General features: G+C 52.4%; 24 protein-coding genes and 1 tRNA gene. 5 read left to right on the top strand and 20 right to left on the bottom strand.

The annotated features are described in order from the left end of the window. Window positions 1-140: 140 nt before the first annotated feature. Window positions 141-437: a YfcZ/YiiS family protein gene (locus SD961_RS13105; RefSeq protein WP_318790794.1), complete on the bottom strand. Its 297-nt coding sequence runs from the start codon at window positions 435-437 to the stop codon at window positions 141-143. 373 nt (window positions 438-810) lie between these two features. On the opposite strand from SD961_RS13105, the gene fadL reads away from it, so the two are divergent. Continuing rightward, window positions 811-2,094, top strand: coding sequence for a long-chain fatty acid transporter FadL (gene fadL, locus SD961_RS13100; RefSeq protein ID WP_318790793.1), 1,284 nt, complete (start codon window positions 811-813; stop codon window positions 2,092-2,094). A 146-nt stretch (window positions 2,095-2,240) separates the two neighbouring features. On the opposite strand, the gene mlaA is transcribed toward fadL, so the two are convergent. The 10 genes from mlaA to ccmA are packed head-to-tail and all read right to left on the bottom strand — an operon-like array spanning window position 2,241 to window position 9,992. Further along, window positions 2,241-3,002 (bottom strand): phospholipid-binding lipoprotein MlaA, encoded by a 762-nt coding sequence (gene mlaA / locus SD961_RS13095; RefSeq protein ID WP_318790792.1) that lies wholly within the window; start codon window positions 3,000-3,002, stop codon window positions 2,241-2,243. Between the two features lie 33 nt (window positions 3,003-3,035). Further along, a complete protein-coding gene (gene ccmI / locus SD961_RS13090) occupies window positions 3,036-4,247 on the bottom strand; it encodes a c-type cytochrome biogenesis protein CcmI (RefSeq protein WP_318790791.1) in 1,212 nt (403 codons plus the stop codon). Then, window positions 4,247-4,705: a cytochrome c-type biogenesis protein gene (locus SD961_RS13085; protein WP_318790790.1), complete on the bottom strand. Its 459-nt coding sequence runs from the start codon at window positions 4,703-4,705 to the stop codon at window positions 4,247-4,249. Before SD961_RS13085 ends, ccmI begins: the two co-directional genes overlap by 1 nt. After that, on the bottom strand, window positions 4,702-5,259 hold the full coding sequence (locus tag SD961_RS13080) for a DsbE family thiol:disulfide interchange protein (RefSeq protein WP_318790789.1): 558 nt from the start codon (window positions 5,257-5,259) through the stop codon (window positions 4,702-4,704). The genes SD961_RS13085 and SD961_RS13080 overlap by 4 nt, the downstream gene beginning before the upstream one ends. Further along, window positions 5,256-7,211 carry a heme lyase CcmF/NrfE family subunit gene (locus SD961_RS13075; RefSeq protein WP_318790788.1) on the bottom strand — a complete coding sequence of 652 codons (1,956 nt, stop codon included), beginning with the start codon at window positions 7,209-7,211 and terminating at the stop codon, window positions 5,256-5,258. Before SD961_RS13075 ends, SD961_RS13080 begins: the two co-directional genes overlap by 4 nt. Next, a complete protein-coding gene (gene ccmE, locus SD961_RS13070; RefSeq protein ID WP_318790787.1) occupies window positions 7,208-7,693 on the bottom strand; it encodes a cytochrome c maturation protein CcmE in 486 nt (161 codons plus the stop codon). Before ccmE ends, SD961_RS13075 begins: the two co-directional genes overlap by 4 nt. Beyond that, complete coding sequence (gene ccmD / locus SD961_RS13065; protein WP_318790786.1) at window positions 7,690-7,923, bottom strand: heme exporter protein CcmD; 234 nt, start codon at window positions 7,921-7,923, stop codon at window positions 7,690-7,692. The genes ccmE and ccmD overlap by 4 nt, the downstream gene beginning before the upstream one ends. Further along, complete coding sequence (locus SD961_RS13060; RefSeq protein WP_318790785.1) at window positions 7,920-8,663, bottom strand: heme ABC transporter permease; 744 nt, start codon at window positions 8,661-8,663, stop codon at window positions 7,920-7,922. Before SD961_RS13060 ends, ccmD begins: the two co-directional genes overlap by 4 nt. Before the next feature lie 52 nt (window positions 8,664-8,715). Further along, window positions 8,716-9,375 carry a heme exporter protein CcmB gene (gene ccmB, locus SD961_RS13055; RefSeq protein ID WP_318790784.1) on the bottom strand — a complete coding sequence of 220 codons (660 nt, stop codon included), beginning with the start codon at window positions 9,373-9,375 and terminating at the stop codon, window positions 8,716-8,718. Beyond that, window positions 9,375-9,992, bottom strand: coding sequence for a cytochrome c biogenesis heme-transporting ATPase CcmA (gene ccmA, locus SD961_RS13050; RefSeq protein WP_318790783.1), 618 nt, complete (start codon window positions 9,990-9,992; stop codon window positions 9,375-9,377). The genes ccmB and ccmA overlap by 1 nt, the downstream gene beginning before the upstream one ends. A 240-nt stretch (window positions 9,993-10,232) precedes the next feature. On the opposite strand from ccmA, the gene SD961_RS13045 reads away from it, so the two are divergent. After that, the gene (locus tag SD961_RS13045; RefSeq protein ID WP_318790782.1) at window positions 10,233-11,153 is read left to right on the top strand and encodes a formate/nitrite transporter family protein; all 921 of its coding nucleotides are present in this window, start codon (window positions 10,233-10,235) and stop codon (window positions 11,151-11,153) included. A 599-nt stretch (window positions 11,154-11,752) separates the two neighbouring features. Then, window positions 11,753-11,827, top strand: a tRNA-Arg gene (locus tag SD961_RS13040). 52 nt (window positions 11,828-11,879) lie between these two features. Here the strand turns inward: SD961_RS13040 and SD961_RS13035 are convergent. The 8 genes from SD961_RS13035 to SD961_RS13000 all read right to left on the bottom strand — a co-directional run bounded on the left by SD961_RS13035 (window position 11,880) and on the right by SD961_RS13000 (window position 16,919). Then, a complete protein-coding gene (locus SD961_RS13035; protein ID WP_318790781.1) occupies window positions 11,880-13,292 on the bottom strand; it encodes a VasL domain-containing protein in 1,413 nt (470 codons plus the stop codon). 569 nt (window positions 13,293-13,861) lie between these two features. After that, complete coding sequence (locus SD961_RS13030; protein ID WP_318790780.1) at window positions 13,862-14,017, bottom strand: hypothetical protein; 156 nt, start codon at window positions 14,015-14,017, stop codon at window positions 13,862-13,864. Between the two features lie 121 nt (window positions 14,018-14,138). After that, window positions 14,139-14,282 carry a hypothetical protein gene (locus SD961_RS13025; RefSeq protein WP_318790779.1) on the bottom strand — a complete coding sequence of 48 codons (144 nt, stop codon included), beginning with the start codon at window positions 14,280-14,282 and terminating at the stop codon, window positions 14,139-14,141. A 44-nt stretch (window positions 14,283-14,326) separates the two neighbouring features. After that, window positions 14,327-14,494, bottom strand: a complete 168-nt coding sequence (locus SD961_RS13020; protein ID WP_318790778.1) for a hypothetical protein — start codon at window positions 14,492-14,494, stop codon at window positions 14,327-14,329. A 71-nt stretch (window positions 14,495-14,565) separates the two neighbouring features. Continuing rightward, window positions 14,566-15,249 (bottom strand): SOS response-associated peptidase family protein, encoded by a 684-nt coding sequence (locus tag SD961_RS13015; protein WP_318790777.1) that lies wholly within the window; start codon window positions 15,247-15,249, stop codon window positions 14,566-14,568. Window positions 15,250-15,386: 137 nt separating this feature from the next. After that, window positions 15,387-16,037 carry a metal-binding protein ZinT gene (gene zinT, locus SD961_RS13010; RefSeq protein WP_318790776.1) on the bottom strand — a complete coding sequence of 217 codons (651 nt, stop codon included), beginning with the start codon at window positions 16,035-16,037 and terminating at the stop codon, window positions 15,387-15,389. Window positions 16,038-16,266: 229 nt separating this feature from the next. Further along, window positions 16,267-16,563, bottom strand: coding sequence for a hypothetical protein (locus tag SD961_RS13005; RefSeq protein ID WP_318790775.1), 297 nt, complete (start codon window positions 16,561-16,563; stop codon window positions 16,267-16,269). Between the two features lie 17 nt (window positions 16,564-16,580). Next, window positions 16,581-16,919, bottom strand: a complete 339-nt coding sequence (locus SD961_RS13000) for a hypothetical protein (RefSeq protein WP_318790774.1) — start codon at window positions 16,917-16,919, stop codon at window positions 16,581-16,583. A 338-nt stretch (window positions 16,920-17,257) separates the two neighbouring features. On the opposite strand from SD961_RS13000, the gene SD961_RS12995 reads away from it, so the two are divergent. Then, a complete protein-coding gene (locus SD961_RS12995; RefSeq protein WP_318790773.1) occupies window positions 17,258-17,578 on the top strand; it encodes a hypothetical protein in 321 nt (106 codons plus the stop codon). A gap of 151 nt (window positions 17,579-17,729) precedes the next feature. Further along, window positions 17,730-17,942, top strand: coding sequence for a hypothetical protein (locus SD961_RS12990; RefSeq protein WP_318790772.1), 213 nt, complete (start codon window positions 17,730-17,732; stop codon window positions 17,940-17,942). Window positions 17,943-18,033: 91 nt separating this feature from the next. On the opposite strand, the gene SD961_RS12985 is transcribed toward SD961_RS12990, so the two are convergent. After that, window positions 18,034-18,216, bottom strand: a complete 183-nt coding sequence (locus SD961_RS12985; protein ID WP_318790771.1) for a hypothetical protein — start codon at window positions 18,214-18,216, stop codon at window positions 18,034-18,036. Between the last annotated feature and the right edge of the window lie 112 nt (window positions 18,217-18,328).

Here is an 18,328-nt window from a genome sequence, read left to right as displayed (position 1 = left end):
TCCAAACGGCATCATTGCCAAAGAGGTCTGACCTCTAAGGTTAACCAGATTTCTGCGTTCTGCACGGGAATTAAGAGAAAATTGCGAGAGGAAACACGCTTCGGGAACAATGAGCGGGCAATGCCCGCTCATGCCGGGGATTAACGCAGGCCGAGTTGGAAAATCATGGTTTCTGCCTGACAGCTGAAAGTGAAGTCAGCCTCAAGCAGCACGCCACCGGCCTGTTCGCTGAAGCGGGCCTCAATAACGCAGGGATCGGACTCTACCTGACGCGCTTTTTCAGTCAGCGTCGCCAACACCGCTTCCGCCTGCTGGCGGGTTTCATACAGCTGGCTCCAGCTGGCAGTGCAGTCGGTATTGTCCATAATGGTGCCTACATCGACACAGCAGCAGGCGGCCGTTTCATTTGCACTGCATTTTTTCAGAGCATGGGTCATAAGGGATCTCCGGTTAGCCGCTACAACGGCAGAAGTAAAATCACTGGGTCTATTTTACGCCTGCCGTAAAAGGTTGTCTGGTCAGGGCCGGGGATAGCGCCATTAAGTGACGAAAATCACAGTTAAAATTGATCTGAAACAAGTTAGACTGGCGATGCCCGATCCGGGTTCCCTGCTTTTTGTTATGCAGATCGCTTTTTTTGGATCATTTTAGAAATATTTATAAAACAATATTGCAACATGTGTACAGGTCAGACCTATACTGGGGCCACTGGTCTGATTTGTTCGCCGTCTGTCAGTCCCTACACTTTACGATCCCTTGTTACTTCATGTAACAGAGTTTAATAAAAATCAGATAAATGAGGTTGTGGTCATGAACCATAAAAACCTGTTTGCGAAATCTGCGCTCGCAGCTGCAGTGGCAATTGTTACGTCGAACGTTTATGCAGCCGGCTTTCAACTGAATGAATTCTCTGCCATTGGTTTGGGCCGCGCTTATTCCGGCGAAGGCGCAATAGGTGATACCGCAGCCTCCGCCAGCCGCAACCCGGCTACAATGGCGCTGATGGATCGCCCGATGTTCTCCATTGGCGCGGTATTTATTGATCCTGACGTTAGTATTGATGGCGAAAGTCAGTCTGGCCAAAGCCTGAATGCCGATAATATTGCGCCGACGCAATGGGTACCGAATATTCATTATGTTCAGCCAATTAACGATCAATGGTGGCTTGGAGCTTCCGCAACTTCTAATTATGGTCTGGCAACAGAATTTAATAATGATTATGCAGCCGGTCCTTATGCCGGTAAAACCGATCTGCAAACCGTTAACTTTAATTTGAGTACCGCTTACCGTCTGAATCAGCATTTTAGTTTTGGCGTAGGTTTTGACGCGGTTTATGCGCGGGCGAAAATCGAACGTTATGCCGGCGAAACAGGCCCGGCTCTGGGTCTGCCAGCAGATACACAGATTGCACACCTTAAGGGTGAGGAATGGGGCTACGGCTGGAACGCCGGTATTCTCTACGAAGTCGATGATAATAACCGCTTCGGCTTTACCTATCGTTCCGAAGTGAAAATCGATTTTGATGGTGATTATAAAAGCAGTATTCCTGCCGCGTTTAACCCCATTAATCAGGCCGGCAATTTTGGCCTGCCTTACGGCACCAGCGGCAGCACTATTCCTGGCTCGTTAACCCTGAACCTGCCGGAAATGTGGGAGCTTTCGGGCTACCATAAAGTGGCACCGCAATGGGCGGTTCACTACAGCCTGGCTTACACCAGCTGGAGCCAGTTCCAGGAGCTGAAAGCGACCGGCACCCAGGGACAGACGCTGTTTCAGAAAACCGAGGAGTATAAAGATGCCTACCGCATTGCCCTCGGGACCTCGTATTTCTATGACGAAAACTGGACTTTCCGCACCGGTATCGCTTTTGACGACAGCCCGGTGCCTGCCGAGAATCGCTCTATCTCCATTCCGGACCAGGATCGTCTCTGGCTTAGCGCCGGTGCCTCCTATGCCTTTAACCAGGATGCGTCAGTGGATGTGGGCCTCTCCTGGATGCACGGCCAGCACGTCACGGTTGAAGAAGGCGGCTATACCTTTAACTCTACCGGTAAAGCCTGGCTGTATGGGGCAAGCTTTAACTATAAGTTCTGATTACTTCTACAAAAGCAAAAGGCCTGTCATAAGACAGGCCTTTTTTATGGCTTCGTAACGGGCATTTCACCTCGTCCTGAACCGCCGTTGTACAGGTCAGCGCAACGGGCCGTGCAAAATGCCGTCACACAGGACATCGCAACGGACTAGTTAGAATCGATATCGTCCAAATCGCCCTGAATGGCCGCCGCGTTCGGGTTTTCCTGCGGAATTAACTTGCCATCGCTGGCCAGGAAGTCATGACGCTGGAAGTAAGCCGCGCGGACAAAGGCGTAAGGGTCCTGCGAATTGCGCAGGATTGCATCGGAATCCAGCAGCTGAGCACGAGTCTCCACGCCTTCCAGCGCCCACTTGCCTGCGGACATCCACCAGGTTAGCCAGCTCAGAGGAGCATAGAGATCGTCTACCAGACCCCCTACATCTTCACGCGGAGTAAAGCCACCGTAACCTGGCACTTCGACATAGGGACCATAACCAACGCCGTAGTTGCCCAGCGTACTGCCGAACCCGCGCGCTTCTTCTTTCGCCAGCTTAGGGTTCGCCATGGTCGCCACATCAATAAAGCCGCCCATCCCCAGAATGGTATTCAGGAAGAAACGGTTGAAGTGAATCATCGCTTTATAAGGTTTGCCCTCAATAAAGTAGTTCACCATGGTGGAAGGTTCATCCAGGTTACTGAGGAAGTTGCTCAAGCCGGTGCGGGCAGGCACCGGAAGATAGTCACGCCAGGCTACCGCCACAGGGCGTACCACATAGGGGTCCAGCACGTTGTAGTTAAAGTTGAACATGGAACGGTTAAATCCTTCGAACGGATCCGATCGCCCCTGCGGCGCATCCGCCGTGTTCGAACTGGCACACCCAATCAGCAACACGCTGGCCAGCGCTACGCCCGTTATGCGGTAGCTCATATCTTTCTCCCTGTGATCAATGTAATACCGCCGTTACGGCTGCTGCTGATTAATCTCAACAGCCAGCTGCTGGTGACCGTCAAAAGACGTAACGGCGCTGAGTCCAAACCAGTCGCCTGGCTGCGGATTCGCGCTACCGTCGCGCGAGATGCGAACGCGTACCTGAACCTGCTGCTGCGCTGAGAGCAGACGCTGCGGCATCATGGCGTTGCTGTCATCCAGCGTCAGCGATAGAGGAAAATGGCCTAACGGTAATTTTTTCACCGCCACCGGGACGGGAGAAACACCATCAGCAACAGAAATATACAACACTCCATCCGCAGGTAACATTTTTTCTGCCCCTGGCGACAGGGAGACAGAAAGCGCCAGATGGCTGTTTTGCTTACCAGATTCGGTTTTTGCCTGTTCGATGCTGCGCTGGATCATGATTACGCGCTTATCGTCAGCAGGTAACAATTGTAACATCTTTTGCCAGACTGCAATGGCTTCGGGGTAGTGCTGCTGGCTAAAAGCATTAAATGCCAACAGGCTCAGCACCCGCAGATTGCTCCCGTCGGTTTTCACCATTTCATCCAGCATAACCGCAGCCTGACGATTATCCTGCGGGTCCGGCGATCGGGTCAGAACATCAGCATAGCTGAGCTTTACTTCGGGATCGTTTGGCGCCAGTTGCAGCGCGTGCTGGAAGGCCTGGGTTGCGGTGGCAGCATTGTTCAGCACCATGCCGATTCGTCCCAGCATCAGCCAGTCATTGACGTTCTTTGGATCGTTCTGTAATGAGCTACGCACGCCCAGGCCCAGCCTGGCCAGCTGTTCCATCGTCAGCGGTCTGGCAGCCGGGTCCATCACCTGCGCACGCAGGGCAGGCAGATCGTTTTGCACCTGCTGCCAGGATAAAACCTGCGCGAAGCCGCCGGTTTTGAAGTAAAAACCCAGGCTGACCAGGATCAGCACCAGCACGCCTGGCAGCAGCACCCAACGGCCTACGCTGCGCTCCCTGCCCTCTTCATCCTGAGGAATATCCAGCAGCAGGGTTTGCTGCAACTCACGCACCATTTCCGGCCGCTCGCCCACCACGCCCTGCTCTTCATCTTCCTCCAGCTCTTTCAGACGCTGATGATAAAAAGTTTTATTCAGCGCATCGCGATCGATCGCAGAAGGGCGCTGTTTGCGTCCTCCGGCAATCAGCAGCAGTGCGCATGACGCTACCAACAGCGCCAGAATGGTTAACCAGAATCCACTCATTATTGCTTCCCATTATTCTTCAGAAGCGCGTTCAGGCGCTGTTGCTGTTCCGCATCTATCTCGTCGTTCAGCGACCGTTTCCGGCTGCGCAAAATAATCACCAGCGCACCGATGATCACAAAGAGCGCAGGGCCTGCCCACAGAATAATGGTGGAAGGCATCACCGGCGGTTCATAGGTGACGAAGTTGCCGTAACGCGCAACCATATACTGCTTTACCTGATCCGGCGTCTGCCCTTTTTGCAGCAGTTCATAGACTTTCAGCCGCATATCGCTGGCGATCATCGCATTGGAGTCCGCAATGCTGTTGTTCTGGCACTTCGGGCAGCGGAGGGATTCGGTCAGGTGGCGATACTGCTGCTCCTGCTCAACCGAGTTAAATTTATAGGTATCAATATTGTCAGCTACGGCAGCAAAACTGATTAACAGCGCCACCATCAGGCTCAGGGCAACTTTCACGCGCCGCTCTCCCTGCTGTATTTTTCCCAAAGCGGCTTCACTTCGCGGTTCCACACCTCGTTATTCAGATCCCCCGCATGGCGATAGCGGATGATGCCTTTACCATCAATCAGGAAAGTTTCCGGGGCACCGTAGACGCCAAGATCTAATCCCAGCATGCCGTCACCGTCATACAGGCTCAGCGCATAGGGGTTGCCCAGAGAATTCAGCCAGTTGATCGCTTTATGGCGATCGTCTTTGTAATTCAGCCCCACCACACGAACGCCAGTAGAGGCGAGTGTGTTGAGATACTGATGTTCAGCCCGGCAGGTGGGGCACCAGGTCGCCCAGACGTTCAGCAGGATCGGTTTGCCATCGGTGAGTACCGACTGATCGTAAGTTTTTCCCGGCTGATCCAGCGATTCCAGCTTAAATACCGGCACCGGTTTGCCTACCAGTGCCGATTCCAGCAGCGTAGGATCGTCACCGTTGGCATTGCGATTCAGTTGCCACATCAACGCCGCAGCCAGCAGCAGAAACAGCACTAAGGGGATATAAAGAATTTTCTTGTTCATGCCAGCTCCTTCTGCGCTTTTTTACGCGAGCGATAACGCGGATCGCACAGGCAGAAGATCCCGCCAACAGCCATAAATATTCCACCGAACCAGATCCAGCGAACAAAGGGTTTGTAGTAGATGCGCACCGCCCAGGAGTTATCTCCCAGCTCTTCCCCCAGCGCCGCATAGAGATCCCTGGTGAAACCACCATTAATCGCCGCTTCCGTCATCATGGTGTGGGCCACGCTGTAGTAACGCTTTTCTGCCTGCAGCGTCGCTTCATGCTTGCCATTGCGCGTAACGTCAATGACGCCTGCGCCGCCGGTGTAGTTTGGCCCTTGCAGGCTATGCACATCGCGGAAGGTAAAGTGGTAGTCGTGAATATCCACCGTGTCGCCCGGGCGCATCCGCACATCCCGCTCCACGCTGTAGTTTTGGCTGAAAGCAATGCCAATCACCGTCACGGCCACGCCCAGATGACCAAGCACCATTCCCCAATGGCTGCGCGACAGATGCGTTAACCCTTTAAAGAAGCTGTGGCGATGGGTGGCGCGTTCGTGCAGCTCCATCAGCGTAAGGAAGATGACCCAGATGGACATCAGCAACCCTACCACCGCCATCGCTTCGATGCGATCCTGCATCAGCCACGGCAGCACGATGGAGAGAACCAGCGTCCCCACCATCGCAACAGCCAGCCGCTTCCACAGCTTCTGCGGCTCATCACGACGCCAGCGCACCAGCGGGCCAATTCCCAGCATCAGCGCCATCGGCGCCATCAGCCAGGTAAACAGCGTATTGAAGAAAGGTTCGCCGATGGAGATACTGCCCAGTCCCAGTTGCTTATGCACCAGCGGCAACAGCGTACCGAGCAGCACCACCAGCATCGCCGCTATCAGCAATACGTTGTTCCCCAGCAGAAAAGATTCGCGGGACCAGACTTCATTCTGTACCCGGCTACGCACTTTGCTGCCTTTGATGGCATAGAGCAGCAGCGAACTGCCGATAACGATGACCAGGAAAGCCAGAATAAACATGCCGCGGGCCGGATCGGAAGCGAACGAATGTACGGAAACCAGCACGCCAGAGCGAACCAGGAAGGTGCCCAGCAAACTCAAAGAGAACGCGGTAATGGCCAGCAGCACGGTCCAGGCTTTAAAGGTGCCGCGTTTTTCAGTAACGGCCAGCGAGTGGATCAGCGCTGTTCCTGCCAGCCACGGCATAAAGGAGGCGTTCTCTACCGGGTCCCAGAACCACCAGCCGCCCCAGCCCAGTTCATAATAGGCCCAGGCTGAACCCAGAACGATGCCAATGGTGAGGAAAACCCAGGCTGCCGTGGTCCAGGGACGCGACCAGCGCGCCCAGGCGGTATCCAGACGCCCGGCCATCAGCGAGGCGATAGCGAAAGCGAACGCAACGGAGAAACCCACATACCCCATATAGAGCAGCGGCGGGTGGAAGATCAGGCCGATATCCTGCAACATCGGGTTAAGATCGCTGCCGTCTATCGGGAAGTCCGGAAGCGTACGGGTAAAGGGATTAGAAGTCAGGGTAATGAACAGCAGGAAGCCGAGGTTAATCATTCCCATGACAGCCAGCACTCTGGCAATTGAGTCGAGCGGCATACCGCGGCTGAACAGCGCCACGGCGAGCGTCCAGGTGCTCAGCAGCAGCAGCCAGAGCAGCAGAGAACCTTCATGCGCGCCCCAGGTCGCGGCTATCCGGTAGTAAACCGGTAAGAGCGTATTGGAGTTGGTCGCCACATAGGCCACGCTAAAATCGTTCACCACAAAAGCGTGAACCAGTACGGCGAAAGCGCCAAGAATGCAGGCAAACAATGCATAACTCAGTGGACGAGCCAGGCCCATTAAACGGCTGTCCTGGCGGGCTGCGCCCCACAAAGGGTAAATGCTCAATAACAGAGAGAGCGCAAGCGCAAGGCAGAGCAGAAAGCTGCCAATTTCAGGCATCATGACTGGCCACCTTGTGGCTGGTAAGCCACCTGCGGCCCCTTATGATTCGTTTTCATCGCATCCTCGATTTCTGGCGGCGTGTACTTTTCATCATGCTTCGCCAGCACTTCTTTCGCATTCACCAGGTTGCCATCTTCCAGCACGCCCTGCGCCACAACGCCCTGCCCTTCCCGGAACAGATCCGGCAAGATGCCAAGATAGCTGACGTCAATCACGCCGCGCGCATCATACAATTTAAAGGAGACTGCCAGCGTATTGGGATCGCGTTTCACGCTGCCGGGCATAACCATTCCCCCTACCCGCAGACGCTGGCCGGGTTCCGGCTTGATGCGGGCTTCGCCTTTTCCTTCAAGAATTTCACTGGGAGTGTAGAAGAGATCGATATTGGAACGCAGGGCATACATCACTAATGATGTTGCCACGCCCAGGCCAACAAGGATGGCGACCACCATAATCAGGCGGCTTTTACGACGAGGGTTCAAGGTTGCTCTCCTGCGGTTTCACTGGCAACTTTACGGTTTTTGGCAGCCTGAATTCGGCGATCTCTGCTCTGCCGCTGACGAATGTCATGCAGCAGGCTGCGGCGCTGCAATACCGTGTGCAGCACCAGGACGCCCAGGGCGATCAGGGTAGAGGCCACAGCCAGCCAGACGTAGAAGGCGTAACCGCCCATCTGGAAGAAAGCGTGCCATGATGAGAATGCTGGCGTCATGCTTTCCGCCCTCCTTTTGCCGCCACGTCCGCCACCCATGGACGGTGACGTTCCGTAAACAGGATCAGATTGCGCAGGCGCATCAGCGTTAATGAGATAAACACCAGCAGATAACCAAGAATTGACCAGCGCAACGGGCTGCGCATGCTGGGGTCAATCGCCTGCTGAAGCATCCCGGATGAGCCCTGATGCAGCGTATTCCACCACTGCACCGAGTAATGAATAATCGGCAGGTTGACCACGCCCACCAGGATCAGGATGCCGGCTGCACGTCCCGCCATCCGACGGTCGTCAAAGGCGTTATAGAGGGCAATTACGCCCATATAGAGGAACAGCAAAACCAGTTCCGAGGTCAGGCGGGCATCCCAGATCCACCAGGTTCCCCACATCGGCTTGCCCCAGGCGGAACCGGTTATCAGCGCAATAAAGGTGAACACAGCACCAACGGGAGCCATAGCTGCCGCCGCTAAATCGGCCGTCTTCCATTGCCAGACCAGACCAACAAAAGCCGCAATGGCCATTGATGCATAGATGCCCATAGACCACATCGCGGCCGGGACATGAATGTACATGATGCGGTAACTGTTGCCCTGCTGATAATCTGCCGGGGCAAAACCAAAGCCCCATATCCAACCCAGTAACAGGGTAAATATGCCCAGCACCGCGAACCAGGGCACCAAACGTCCGCATAACCGATAGAGCCGGTCGGGCTTACCGAGTTGATGTAACCATTTCCACATTATTATTTTGCTCACATAAAAAGAAAAAGCGTTCTGGTGTTCAGTAAAATGCTTAATGCACGCTGACCCGCAGTGCTGCGGCAGTGGCGAACGGCGCTAACGTTGCGCTGCCCACCAAAAGAGCCCCTAAAATAGCCAGGTAGCCGTCAATCGGAAGTCCCATGCCGGCAGCGTCTATGGCTGCGCTGGCAAAAATCAGTACCGGTACGGCCAGCGGCAGCACCAGTAAACTCAGTAATACGCCGCCGCGGCGCAGACCAACCGTCAACCCCACCCCTATTGCCCCCAGAAAGCTCAGGGTGGGCGTGCCCAGCAGCAGCGTCAGCGCAATGGCGCGCCAGCTTACAAAGTCCAGCGAAAGCAGCAACGCAGCCAGCGGAGAGAGCAACAGCAGCGGCAGACCTGTGACTACCCAGTGAGCGGCCACTTTTCCCAGCACTGTTATCGGCAGCGGTGCGGGCAACAACAGCAGCTGTTCAAGCGATCCATCAAGAAAATCATCACGAAACAGACGCTCAAGCGCCAGTAGCGAAGAGAGCAGCGCAGCAACCCAGACAATTCCCGGCGCAATGCGCGCCAGTAATGCAGGTTCTGGCCCAATTCCCAGCGGGAAGAGGGTTATCACAATCAGGAAAAACCAGAGCGGGTTGATAATCTCCGAGCCGCTACGGAACGCAATGCGCAATTCACGCCGGAGGACGCGCCAGAACATCAGACTACCCCCGAAGAGGTAAGGCGAATTTTGCGAACCGTGCGGTGTGCGGCCGGTAATTCCTGATGAGTGGTTAAAATGACCGTGCCGCCATTTTCTGCATGCAAATTAAAAAGCGCCATCAGCTTAGCCACACCCGACTTATCAATAGCCGTTAAAGGTTCATCAAGTATCCATAAAGGCGAACGGCTTAACCACAATCGGGCCAGCGCGACCCGGCGTTGCTGGCCCGCTGAGAGCTGCGCTACGGCAACGTCTTCGAATCCGGCTAAATCAACTTCCTCCAAAGCCGCCATCAGAGAGGCTTCCGACTGGCTGGCATGATAAAAGTGCAGATTCTCACGCGCCGTCAGCACCGCTTTCACGCCAGGCTGATGCCCAAGATAGAGCAGCGCAGCATGCCAGATATCACGCTGCTGGCGGACAGGTTGGTGATGCCATAAGACATCGCCCTGCTCTGCCCGGCTAAGCCCGGCAAGAATTCGCAGTAGCGAGGTTTTTCCCGCCCCGTTAGCCCCTTCAATCTGGACAATGTCGCCCGCTGAAACGGTAAAACTGAGATCGTGGAACAGCGTACGTTCGTCGCGTACGCAGGTCAGATTGTTGGCTTCCAGCATCAAAAAAGTCGCGCTTAGTAGAGTGGGTCGAAATAGTACCACAGGCAATCAGGTCATCGCAGCCTGCTCTCTGCCTGCATCCTCATGGGCTGGCAGCATTATGCCTGTTACGCGTCACAGATCTTGTAAAAAACCCTTGCGGTTAAAGGTTTGTTACGCTTCTCCTGAAAATTCGTAACAATCCATCCTGCCAGAAACACGCTACGCTTAAGAGGAAAATAACCGCTGGGGAACAGAATAATGACTAAGAAACATAAAGATGGCGAAGTAGAGAGTGAAGAAAGCGAGCAGGATGAAGAGATAGAAGTGGATGAAGAGGCCCTCCCCTCCAGAGCGGCAGCCGTGCATGAACAAATCCGCCAGGAGGGAGAAAAGGAGCTGGAACGCGACGGCATGGCGCTGCTGTTTTCCGCTATTGCGGCTGGCCTCTCTATGGGCGCATCGCTGATGGCTAAAGGTATTTTCCAGGCCAATCTGGAAGGGGTGTCGGGCGCTTTTCTGCTGGAAAACCTCGGTTATACCTTCGGCTTTATTATCGTCATTATGGCGCGGCAACAGCTGTTCACCGAGAACACCGTTACCGCTGTGCTTCCCATTATGCATAAGCCAACGGGCAGCAATATATTATTGCTGCTTCGCCTGTGGGGCATTGTGTTAGGTGGTAACCTGGCAGGTACGGCACTGGCGGCGTTGGCTTTCAACCATATGCCGATTTTTGACGAGGCCACGCGACACGCTTTTGTCACCATCAGTCATAAAGTGATGGAAAACACGCCGGGTGAGATGTTTGCTAACGCCGTGGTTTCAGGTTGGATTATTGCCACAATGGTCTGGATGTTCCCTTCCGCTGGCGCGGCAAAAATATGGGTCATTGTGCTGATGACCTGGCTGGTCGCTCTGGGCGATCTGGCGCATATCGTGGTCGGTTCCGTAGAAGTTCTTTATCTGGTGTTCAACGGAGATATCAGCTGGTATCAGTTCTTCTGGCCTTTCGCCCTGCCTACCCTCGCTGGCAACATCATTGGGGGAACCTTTATTTTCGCGGTGATCAGCCATGCGCAGATCCGTAACGATATGAGCACAGAAGCGAAAGCAAAAGCTAAAGCCGATGCCAAAGCAAAAGAGAAAAAGGAAGGCAAAACAGCGGAACAGGAAAGCTGATAAAAAACGGTGAGAGCACGGGCGGTTTTAAGCCGGCTTCTGGCTCTTTTTCTCCAGGCAACCTGTGAATGGCTGAATGCAGGACTGCAAAGTATTAACGGCAGGCAATAAAGCCTGCCGTTAATTAAATTTAATTAAACATCGCCCATGTGTTGGCATAGAAAGAACCAGCAAAGAGGACGTAAGCCAGCCAAACCACAGAGAGAACCGCAAGTGACAGTTTCACAGACATGATAATACCCCTTAAGGACGTTAGCGCGTGGCCGCAGATTGACAGTGCTTACACTAGGCCTGCCCGTTGATGTGGATATTGATCCAGCGCAAAAATAGCTAATTTAAGGAATGTGGCCCGCGCAGAGATAGCCTGAAATGATCAAATCTGGTCAGAGCGATTCATCGGGCTTTGTTATGAAGGGATCAAATTTGAAAAAGAAGTCAGCATTGAGAAAGAAAATTGAGTAAAGGCTTCACCGGGACGCCAGCATCAGGCACGATGATCAGGGCTACGGGGTAAACATTGCGCCAACTGGCGACAAAAACAGCAGTCAGCCGCTAAGCGGTTAATTTACGCCTGAAATCGCGCTATACTCCACGCCGCTGTCTCCTTAGTTAAATGGATATAACGAGCCCCTCCTAAGGGCTAGTTGCAGGTTCGATTCCTGCAGGGGACACCATTTCATCCTCAGTATTACCCAGCTTTCACTCTCATCCACTCAATTCCTTTCTTCACTTATCAGGGATTTCCTGCTGTTTCATTGGGGTCTGCACGCCAGCCTGCCTGAGAAGTGCATAACGGGCGATAAGTTGCTTCAGATGCATCTCAATCTGCGCCTTCGCGGCTACAGGCAGAGCCTGTGCGGCTGGAATCAGTGACAGCGCCCGCAGTTGTTCTTCAGCCGGAACGGCCTGACTAAATGACTGCATGGCGGAAAATACCACTGATTTCAGTTCGCTCACCGTGATGTATTTTCCCCGCTGCTCATCCAGCCTGTTAAGTCGATCGCTCAGTTGCTGTAGCTTCTCCATTCCCTGATGCCAGCCGCTCAAGGCTTCTACCGGCAAATCAGCAGCTGTGAGCTGTTGCTGCCATTCCAGCATCAGGAGTTTTGCCTGCTCCGGCCACAGCGCCTGGGCCTGTTCTGCCAGTTGACGACCGTAATCAATATTCCAGTCGGGTGGTAACTTCCCTAAGCGCGCAAGCTGCTGGCGGGTATCGGTGATAAAGGGTTGCGATGAATAAGATTGCTGACGCAACACAGCCAGCTGTGCGGGTGTGAGTACTGCGGGTAACGGTGCCAGGGATGCAGCAAGCTGACTCTGTAACGGATCAGGCCGGTGCAAAACAGACCAGCCCCACACCGTTGCTGCGCTTACCACCAGCATGGTAGACATCCCGGCGAAGAAGGATCTCCAGCTGTTTACCGCAGCCGTTATCGCTTCCCTGTCCGGCTGATGTTCCTGCTGTGATCTCTGTACATACTTCTCCGTGCCGGATAGCCAGGTTTTCTCCGTAACCGGAACACCTGAGATATCCACAGTCGTTTCCCTGTCATCCACAGCCTGCGGAGGCGTTACGATAGCGGGCTGAATGGCAGCAGCAGAAGCGAGTGCGCCGTCACTGTTTTCCACTCTGGCTATATTGTTGTGTATCTGGCTACGCAAAGTATCAAACTGGCTCAGATGTTTAAGTTCCATGCGCTGAAGCGCACTCTCTATTAGAGTAAACTGCTGTTCCGCGTGGTAAAGCTGGCTGAGGTCGCTGTAGCTCAGGGGGAGAGTTCGCATTACTTGCTGTATACGGTAGCTCAGAGTGGTAAGGATCTTTATCCGCACGTTTACCGGCTGCGGCCAGAGAGTGCTCCAATGATGGCTTATCAAAGCCTCGAGAATTGCCAGCCCTTCATTGAGGCCGGATAACCCGGCCCGGTGCGTGCGGGCTAGCGTGTACCAGGCCGCAGTCTGCAGCTCCACGCCATTTTGCTCAAACAGCGAGAGGCAGAGTTTTTCAGCATAACGCCAGTTCACATCGGGCCGGGCAGGATGGGAAAGTTTAGCCAGTTCATCACGCAAAGCGGCATAATCGGCTAGCATACGCGGGTCGTTACCGGTTTTAATTTTACGGGGGGCAATGTCATTCATGACCAGATATCCATTCATTTTGCATACAGAACTGAGGGATTTTAATTATGCTGCTTCACTTTCTGCATAGCCGGGGCGATGCAGATACTCTAATGCTGCTAAACTAGCGTCCTGGACATGCGATAATAGAATAACGATCGATACAAGATCAAATTCGTCTCTGTTAACTTCTGAAAAATAAATTTACTGATAAGTTAACCTTGTTTGTTAGCAGTAGATAACCTTAGCAAGCCAGAAAAAGAAACTGCCCTTCAGCCAAAAACCTCTTATTTATAGCGAGCAATTAAAAAGCACAGGGTGATAAGCAGACAGGTAATTATATATTGATTTTAATCAATGACAGAGAAGTGCAAATACTCATTAAAAATATTAAGAGTATTTTGCCAGACGGCAGAAAGAGAAGCGTGAACAATTCAGATTGAAAGGGTTAAAGCCTTACCGCACGACGAATAATTGTTCGGCAGCGAAAACTGCCAGAAAATGGTGCTGTGTAACGGTTGTGGTTTCATTCCCTGTCCCATAAAAAAACCGCCCGCAGGCGGTTATGCAGAAGATAAGGTGATTCTCAGTTACAGCGGTCTGTCATCATCATCTTCGAGAGGCTCTTCCTCATCTTCATCGTCGGAGCCCAGAGGCATATCTTCCCCATCCTCTCTTTCATCTTCATCAGCAGGGTACTCTGCATCGTCAGGAAGGGGTTCCTGGTAATCAGGGCGTTCAGACATAGTGACCTCCGTTATCCCAAATGGGTCTACTAAATATAGAGGGTAAGCCTCATAAATTGCTGCCCTGCGTCACAAAAGCATCAATAAAAAAAACCGCCCGGTGGGCGGCTGAATAATTCCATCACTCTGGCTCTTTATCGCCAGATTCCGGGGCAGAACCGGGATCGTCATTCTGCTGCACCCCCTCCTTCTCCTGCGGATCTGTCGGGCTTTGAAAAGCGTGTTTCTCATTATCTGAATTGCCGATGGCATTAGGGTTAGTCATAGGTTCCTCCTGACAAGTTATTCCGGAAAGCAAGCCTGCTGGGCTTACTTATCATCATTAGGGCGAGACGATTTATTTTCAGAGTGCCGCTCAGGGTTAACCGGCATATCGTCCTCCTCGTAGGGATTCTGCATATTCGGCGCCGCTTCCGGCAGCCCTTTACTGACTTCGCCCTCTTTACGGCGGTGCTCGTTCGAATCAAGCTTTGTCATGGCGCTCTCCTTTCGGGTTCAGAACGTTAAGTTTAGTCGATGATGGCCAAAGTTGAGGGAAAGATGCTGATTCACACCGCCGGATTATCGATTTCATCAATCAAACCGGCCATCTGATTCCTTACGTTGCCAACCATTTTCGAAACGGGATGCCAGGTGAACTCCTCCACGGAGAGCGCACTTTCAGTAACAATTTCACTGGCTCGCTGGCTACTTGTCTCCGGGTCAAGCCACTCCATAATGGCGTCGGCCTGCAATACCAGCGGTCTGCGGTCGTGAATATCCACCAGACCTTTATCGCTGGCAGCGGTGATGATGACAAAGCCTTCATCCTCATTCTGCTTATCAAAAGGCGCTTTGCCGATAGCGGCAAAAAAGAGGGGCTTACCGGACTCAGGATAGAGATAATAGGGCTGCTTGTTACTGCCTTCCTTTTTCCACTCATACCAGCCATCAGCCATCACGATAGCGCGGCCATGCTGCCAGAGGGGCCTGAACATGCGTCCGGTGGCGGCTGTTTCAACACGGGCATTTATCAGCGGATGTTTGTTCCACCAGGCTGGTTTATAGCCCCAGTGCACCGGATCAAGATGAAGGGCATTATCGCGCTGATTAAGTAACAGCACGTTAGTGCCGGGCGCAATGTTATAGCGCCCCAGCGGTTGATGATCGTAAGCAATCTGGCGTTCTGCCTTATCGGCAAACTCTTTCAGATAGTCTTCGCGTGTTCTGTACTGAGTAAATCGTCCGCACACAGGCACCTCCTGCAATAAGGATAGCCAGGAGAACGCATCGCTGTTGGGTATCGCTGATTTCTTTTATCTGAAAACCAGCCAGGGTTACTGATAAAACGCTGCCAGCAGCGGAACGTGTAAGCCCTGTGCGGTGAAACTTAGTGGTGCAACATCTCATCCACTACCTGCGCCGAAGTGAGCTGGAAAGGATAATAAGTTGGCCAGTTCTCCATCTCTTTCAGTAACGCTTCCTGCGAGGTATTGCCCATGAAGATATGGTAATGCGCTGACTGGCGCGGGACAATGCCGTGATCGCTGAACTGGACATATTTCGGCGCCTGGCTGCCAGCCTCTTTACATTCAAACAGATAACGTACGCCCTTCTTGCCTGAGGCATAGGTCAGAATTTTGTACCCGGCGTAGTCATATTTACAGCTGGTCACCTTATTGCCCAGATGAAACTCCATGATGTTATTTTCGATGCCGATTGACTCAACATCGGTGGCATATCCCTTACGGTAATAGGCCTTAACAGCTTCCGCGCTTTGCCCTTTATCCTGCTCCGCTTTCTTTTTGAAAACAGGATCGAGGTCGCCATTAAGCAGATAAGGATAAACGGACTGCCACACGCCATCCCAGTCCGACAGGCTTCTGTCCTTCACCTCCCGATCATTAAAAATACCCTCTGCAGCTTTTTGTTCCATTTCCGTCAGCGGTTTCCCGTGCGAGTGATGGGCATGAGCAAACGCGTGATGGCTAATGAGCAGTGCGCCCAGCGCCAGGAGAGATTTTTCAAATTTACCAGCCATGCTTTTGTCCTTGTTGAATTCCCGGAAGTGATAAATGTTACGTTATAACATATCTTGTATCAAGTTTTCTTCTGACTACAAAAAAACCCGCCAGTGGCGGGCAGCATTCCGGGCAAGCAACGTTGGAGGATAAGCGCGAAAGTATTCAGACGATGCAGCTTTGATCGTTTCAGAACAGTGCCTTTTGCTCTGGACTGCAACTGGGCATCAGGAACAGATGGCCGCTGTGTTAGGTCTTACTCACCGTATAGCTTTTCACCTTGCCATCATCCAGCTGGACGGTCAGCGTTTTCCCTTCCGTGGTGCTCATCGCTTTGGCCTGGCTGTAGCTCCACATCATCAGCAAATGGCCTTCCGGGTAGGGCGTCTCGCTTGTGGGCTGTCCAAAGAGATCGATCAACTGCTGACGCGATGTCTGACCATAATGAATTTTGGCAAGTTTTGTATCATCGAAATCTTTTCCCGAAGAGGAGGTGCAGCCCGCCACGGCAAAAAGCAGCAGCAGAGCAAAACATCTTGTTTTCATTGATTTTTCCTTATCGGTTAATCCAGTTTTTCACAATCATAAAAGCCCGTTAATTTAATCTGGCTGCTGCTGGTTCTGACAATTTCTGCTTTCAGCGTGGCCGTACCGTTATGATAAATGTGATCGAGGCCAAGCATACCGGGCGCTTTACTGTTTTTAACCAGCAGATGATACGCAACGTTTTCACTATCGCCCTTTTTACCGGTGTAAGTCATCGTCTGTTTTTTGGGCTTAACGCCGTTCACAAAAATCGTCCCATCCTGCTGCGGCTCCAGCTTAAAAGGCCCACACTGCAGAGCTGCCAGCGCAGGAGAAAGCGTTGTCAACATCAATGAAAATGCCAGGATTTTAATCATTAATTACGCCCCTGCTGTAACGGTTAAAGAATGGACAAAACTCAGCCCCGGCCCTTATTTTGATAAAGTATAACGCACTGATAATGCAAGCGAGCTGGAAAGTTTCCTGAGATCACTAATCGGACAGCAGCTAATTAAGCCACAACCTACACCTGAAAAAATAATTTATTTTCCGGGGCGAATTGTTTAGCTAATTTATTTTTTGAAGCTGCTCTTCCCCTCTTTTTTATTACGCAGAAGGTAAAAATGGCTCTGGTATACACGCTGAAAAGCTGTCACTTTGTTGGAGAGGGAGTTCAGACATCAGAACTGCGCCGTTGAGAACAAGGAGACGCTTGATGCCAGCAACATTTACCCTGCATATGTCCCGCCACGTGAGTAAAGCTTTACTACCCGATTTGAAAGCGCTGATTGCGCCCCAGGCGATGCAGTTTTTCTCCAACGAATTGGGTGAAGAGTGGCACTACACGCTACTTTGTCAGCAGAGTGATGAAAGTTGTTCACTGGCCGTTTCGGCAATTATGGTCTGGCATCAGTTAAAAAGGATCTCCACGCTCAGTTACAGCAACGCTTCTTGTCACAAAGAACTGACAAAGTGTACCGCAGGCGAGCTTTTCACCCTGCTCAAAATGCCAGGCGCAGCCCTGTATCTCTCATGAATTATTCCGTAGTGAAAGAGTGATAAATAGTCTGTGCATATCAAAGTGCGCGCTGATTTACGACCGTTCTGCTGTTGTATTCCACTGATTGAAAAATGTTCCGTTCCCTTAAACTACCGGCAAGTAAATACCGACTTAGCTGGAGTGCCTGATGTCAGAAAAAGATCCCATTGTTGAACGTCTTTCCGTAGAAGTGCTTGCCCTCAGGCACATCGTCCAGATGCTGATTGCCTACGGCAATGTGCCTACTGGCGGAAAATTAAATAAATATTTGCTTAAAGTTGCGGATGATGCCGAGCACCGGAACGATCGCCATGCCAGTAAAGCCATTGCCGATGCCATTCGCAGCTACGTGCAAAAATAACCTGTAACGCGCCACAAGCCAGCGGATATCCCGGATTACGCCTGAAGGGTGAAAGAGATAAGAGGGGCAACGGTCGTGGCCCCCTTGTTGATTATGTATTGCCAACCTTAAATGAAGAGATATCCTGCGCCAGTTGCGCAGCTTCAGCCCGCAGCGCCTGGGTGTTTTCAGCGGTCTGATTGACCAGCAGCAGATTTTGCTGAATGCTACGCTCCACCTGGGAAACTGCCAGCGTGACTTCTCGTGCCCCTGTACTTTGTTCATCACCCGCCACGCTTAAAACCAGGCCATTTCACGATTGTCATCCGCTAAATTTAGCGCTACCCTGCGCTTCTTTTATCGCCCGGTTATTGATGACCTGCGGCGATACTCGCTTAAGTGCCGCG

This window comes from Erwinia sp. MMLR14_017, from assembly GCF_033657285.1.
Classification (GTDB): Bacteria; Pseudomonadota; Gammaproteobacteria; order Enterobacterales; family Enterobacteriaceae; genus Erwinia.
The sequence above is the reverse complement of the archived record's forward strand: the minus strand, read 5'-3'. Positions and strand labels throughout refer to the sequence as shown.

Coding starts and splice junctions, on each gene's coding strand:
- ccmI (WP_318790791.1), bottom strand. CDS start 4,247: ATGAGTGGATTCTGGTTAACCATTCTGGCGCTGTTGGTAGCGTCATGC.
- SD961_RS13005 (WP_318790775.1), bottom strand. CDS start 16,563: ATGAAAACAAGATGTTTTGCTCTGCTGCTGCTTTTTGCCGTGGCGGGC.
- SD961_RS12995 (WP_318790773.1), top strand. CDS start 17,258: ATGCCAGCAACATTTACCCTGCATATGTCCCGCCACGTGAGTAAAGCT.
- fadL (WP_318790793.1), top strand. CDS start 811: ATGAACCATAAAAACCTGTTTGCGAAATCTGCGCTCGCAGCTGCAGTG.
- SD961_RS13075 (WP_318790788.1), bottom strand. CDS start 7,211: ATGATGCCTGAAATTGGCAGCTTTCTGCTCTGCCTTGCGCTTGCGCTC.
- SD961_RS13020 (WP_318790778.1), bottom strand. CDS start 14,494: ATGACAAAGCTTGATTCGAACGAGCACCGCCGTAAAGAGGGCGAAGTC.
- ccmB (WP_318790784.1), bottom strand. CDS start 9,375: ATGTTCTGGCGCGTCCTCCGGCGTGAATTGCGCATTGCGTTCCGTAGC.
- zinT (WP_318790776.1), bottom strand. CDS start 16,037: ATGGCTGGTAAATTTGAAAAATCTCTCCTGGCGCTGGGCGCACTGCTC.
- ccmA (WP_318790783.1), bottom strand. CDS start 9,992: ATGCTGGAAGCCAACAATCTGACCTGCGTACGCGACGAACGTACGCTG.
- mlaA (WP_318790792.1), bottom strand. CDS start 3,002: ATGAGCTACCGCATAACGGGCGTAGCGCTGGCCAGCGTGTTGCTGATT.
- SD961_RS13045 (WP_318790782.1), top strand. CDS start 10,233: ATGACTAAGAAACATAAAGATGGCGAAGTAGAGAGTGAAGAAAGCGAG.
- SD961_RS12990 (WP_318790772.1), top strand. CDS start 17,730: ATGTCAGAAAAAGATCCCATTGTTGAACGTCTTTCCGTAGAAGTGCTT.
- SD961_RS13000 (WP_318790774.1), bottom strand. CDS start 16,919: ATGATTAAAATCCTGGCATTTTCATTGATGTTGACAACGCTTTCTCCT.
- SD961_RS13030 (WP_318790780.1), bottom strand. CDS start 14,017: ATGTCTGAACGCCCTGATTACCAGGAACCCCTTCCTGACGATGCAGAG.
- SD961_RS13025 (WP_318790779.1), bottom strand. CDS start 14,282: ATGACTAACCCTAATGCCATCGGCAATTCAGATAATGAGAAACACGCT.
- SD961_RS13080 (WP_318790789.1), bottom strand. CDS start 5,259: ATGAACAAGAAAATTCTTTATATCCCCTTAGTGCTGTTTCTGCTGCTG.
- ccmD (WP_318790786.1), bottom strand. CDS start 7,923: ATGACGCCAGCATTCTCATCATGGCACGCTTTCTTCCAGATGGGCGGT.
- SD961_RS13035 (WP_318790781.1), bottom strand. CDS start 13,292: ATGAATGACATTGCCCCCCGTAAAATTAAAACCGGTAACGACCCGCGT.
- SD961_RS13105 (WP_318790794.1), bottom strand. CDS start 437: ATGACCCATGCTCTGAAAAAATGCAGTGCAAATGAAACGGCCGCCTGC.
- SD961_RS13060 (WP_318790785.1), bottom strand. CDS start 8,663: ATGTGGAAATGGTTACATCAACTCGGTAAGCCCGACCGGCTCTATCGG.